Below are 2,774 nucleotides of genomic sequence, written 5' to 3'. Positions count from 1 at the left end.
TGGCGGCCATGCGCGGCGGGGCGCACGACTGCCTCTCGCAGCCGCTTTCCGGCGGGGCGTTCGTCGCGCATGTCCGCGAACTGGCCGAGCGGCACGGCAAGGCGCGGGGCCTCGGCCTCGAGGCCGCGGTCCGGCCGAATGCCGCCGCCTCCGGACTGATCGCCGCCTCGAGCCAGATGCAGGTGGTCTGCGAGCAGATCGAACGCAGCGCGACCTCCGAAGCACCGGTCTTCATCAGCGGCGAGCCCGGCACCGGCAAGGACCTGTGCGCCGGACTGCTGCACCGGCGCAGTCCGCGGGCGATGCTGCCCTTCGTGACCCTCGCCTGCCACGCCATCCGCCGGGACCAGATGGAGGGCGAACTGTTCGGAACCGCCCGCGGCGCGCTGAGCGGGGCCCAGGAGGACCAGCGAGGCGCGGCCGAACGGGCCGATGGCGGAACGCTCTATCTCGACGAACTGGGTGAACTCGACCTCAGCGTGCAGCTGAAACTGCTGCGCTTCCTGCAGTCGGGCAGCATTGTCCGGCTGGGCGAGACCGCGCCGCGCCGGGTCGACGTGCGGGTGATCTGCGCCACGGCCCATAATCCGATGCAGCTGATCGCGGAGAGAAAGCTGCGCGAGGACCTGTTCTATCGGCTGCACGTGCTGCCGATTCACCTGCCCCCGCTGCGCCAGCGCCCGGCCGACATCGCCGTTCTGGCCCGGCACTTCCTCGCCCGCTACCAGGGCGAGGAGCGCAAGCCGTTCGAGGGGTTCTCCGACGAGGCGATCGGCCTGATGGCCGGGCGCGACTGGCCGGGGAACGTCCGTCAGCTGCAGGAGCTCGTCCGCCGCGTCGTCGTGCTGTTCGAGGGCGGGCCGATCAGCGCCGAGATGGTGCAGCAGGCCGATCTCGACGCTGTCGCGCCGGTCCCGGCGCCAGCGCCGGCCAGCCTGCCGCGCCGCTCGTCGATCCTGCCGATGTGGCGGCAGGAGCAGCGCATCATCGAGGACGCCATCGAGACCTGCGGCGGAAACATCGCGCTGGCGGCCGCGGCGCTCGAACTCAGCCCCTCGACGATCTACCGCAAGCGGCAGGCCTGGGCGGAGATGGACGGCAAGCGCGGCGCGGCCTGAGGGTTCACGCTGTAATGCAGATGCATTACAGTGCCGCTTCCCAGGAGTCCCCGAAATGGCCGGCAACGCCCTCGTACAGACCCGCATCGATCCCAAGATTCGCGACAAGGCGACCGAAGTGCTGGCGAAATCCGGCCTGACGGTATCGGATGCGGTGCGCATCCTCCTCACCCGTACCGCCAACGAGGGGGCCCTGCCGATGGAACTACTGACCCCCGACGAGGCCTACGATGCCTGGTTCCGGGCGAAGGTGCAGGAGGCGCTGGATGATCCGCGGCCCGACATTTCGGGAGAGGAAGTCCAAGCAGAATTCGCCGAGCGCCGTGCCAGACTCCGGGCACGGATCGGCGGGGGAGAGCGTTGAGAGTTCGGTGGGCACACCGAGCCCGGCAGGACCGACGGGATCTCATCTCATTTGTTGAAGACGAGAGCCCGCTGGCCGCACTCGAACTGGACGAACGTATCGATCACGCGGTGTTGCGTTTGGCGGACTACCCCCTTTCCGGCCGTGTCGGCAGGGCGAGCAATACTCGGGAGTTGGTCATCCAGCACACGCCCTATATTGCCGTCTATGCGGTCGATGACAGCGGCGTAAGGATCATCCGATTGATCCACGGTGCGCGGCAGTGGCCACCCGCGGGAGCGATCTAGTCCTGCTTGAGCTTGTCGCGCGCCTTCCTGGCGGTGGCGAAGACCTTGGCTTCTTCGCCCCAGGCGGAGCCCTTCTTGACCACCGTTCCGGCGGCATCGACCAGCGACCAGTCCCACTTGGCGTTCGGCCCGACGCCACCGGTGCGCCGGAGCTTGATCTCGAGTTCTACCGCCATGTGAACACCCTTGTGACCGAATAGTTGAAGACGACGCTCATCAGCACGCCGAGCAGACCGGCCAGGTAGAACGAGCCGTCGAAGGCATAGATCCAGCTGGCCACCGAGACGTTGGCGAGGGCACCGATCGAGCAGACCGCGTAGAAGGTCAACAGGCCGGTGAGGTAGCGCCAGCCCCTGAGCTTCTTGTTGGCATAGGTCAGCTCGTTGTTGAGCATGAAGTTGAAGGTCATGGCGACGATCACCGCCGCCGTCTGCCCCCAGAAGAAGTTGAAGCCCAGCCGCTCGTGGGTGATCCACAGGGTGCCCATGTGCACGATGACGCCGAGCCCGCCGACGAGGCCGAACAGCAGGAAGCTGGTGGGCAGCAGGCCGCGGCTCAGCTTGGAGACCAGCAACCCGAGGAACTGCACGACGATGATCGGGCTCATCTTGCTCTCGCCCGCATGGCGCGGCCGGAAGGTGTAGGGCACCTCGCCGATCTTCAGCGTCTTGCCGTTGAGCGCGTGGAACCGGTTGGCCGAGACGATGATGTCGAGCAGGATCTTGAAGCCGTCCTCGCTGAGCGTCTGCACCACCTGGTCGAAGACCTCGCGGCGCATCAGGAAGAAGCCGCTCATCGGATCGCTGAGCGACTGGCCGGTCAGCAGGCCCGAGAGCCTGGTGGCGAAGCGGCTTCCCGCCTCGCGCGCCCGCGAAAGGCCCTGCCCGGCGCTGCCGTCGCCCGAATAGCGCGTCCCGACGACGATGTCGTCGCCGGCCACGGCCTTGGCCAGCATCTGCGGCAGGATGGCCTCGTCATGCTGCAGGTCGGCGTCGATCACGGCAA

5 protein-coding genes are annotated in these 2,774 nt (G+C 67.5%); 3 read left to right on the top strand and 2 right to left on the bottom strand.

Features of this window, described 5'->3' with window-relative positions; all coding sequences use genetic code 11:
- The 3 genes from ACE3TU_RS21025 to ACE3TU_RS21015 form a co-directional block, all read left to right on the top strand.
- Positions 1–1,118 (top strand): sigma-54-dependent transcriptional regulator (locus ACE3TU_RS21025; RefSeq protein WP_374627811.1); only part of this gene is annotated, 1,118 nt, incomplete at its 5' end.
- Between the two features lie 55 nt (positions 1,119–1,173).
- Positions 1,174–1,482: a type II toxin-antitoxin system RelB/DinJ family antitoxin gene (locus ACE3TU_RS21020; protein ID WP_374627809.1), complete on the top strand. Its 309-nt coding sequence runs from the start codon at positions 1,174–1,176 to the stop codon at positions 1,480–1,482.
- Positions 1,479–1,769, top strand: coding sequence for a type II toxin-antitoxin system RelE/ParE family toxin (locus ACE3TU_RS21015; RefSeq protein WP_374627807.1), 291 nt, complete (start codon positions 1,479–1,481; stop codon positions 1,767–1,769). The genes ACE3TU_RS21020 and ACE3TU_RS21015 overlap by 4 nt, the downstream gene beginning before the upstream one ends.
- Here ACE3TU_RS21015 and ACE3TU_RS21010 read toward each other — a convergent pair.
- Both ACE3TU_RS21010 and ACE3TU_RS21005 read right to left on the bottom strand, forming a co-directional pair.
- On the bottom strand, positions 1,766–1,945 hold the full coding sequence (locus ACE3TU_RS21010) for a hypothetical protein (protein WP_374627805.1): 180 nt from the start codon (positions 1,943–1,945) through the stop codon (positions 1,766–1,768). The genes ACE3TU_RS21015 and ACE3TU_RS21010 overlap by 4 nt on opposite strands.
- Positions 1,936–2,774 (bottom strand): GtrA family protein (locus ACE3TU_RS21005; RefSeq protein WP_374627803.1); only part of this gene is annotated, 839 nt, incomplete at its 5' end. The genes ACE3TU_RS21010 and ACE3TU_RS21005, both read right to left, overlap by 10 nt.

Origin of the sequence: Devosia sp., assembly GCF_041917035.1 — a bacterium.
GTDB lineage: Bacteria > Pseudomonadota > Alphaproteobacteria > Rhizobiales > Devosiaceae > Devosia_A.
The sequence above is the reverse complement of the archived record's forward strand: the minus strand, read 5'-3'. Positions and strand labels throughout refer to the sequence as shown.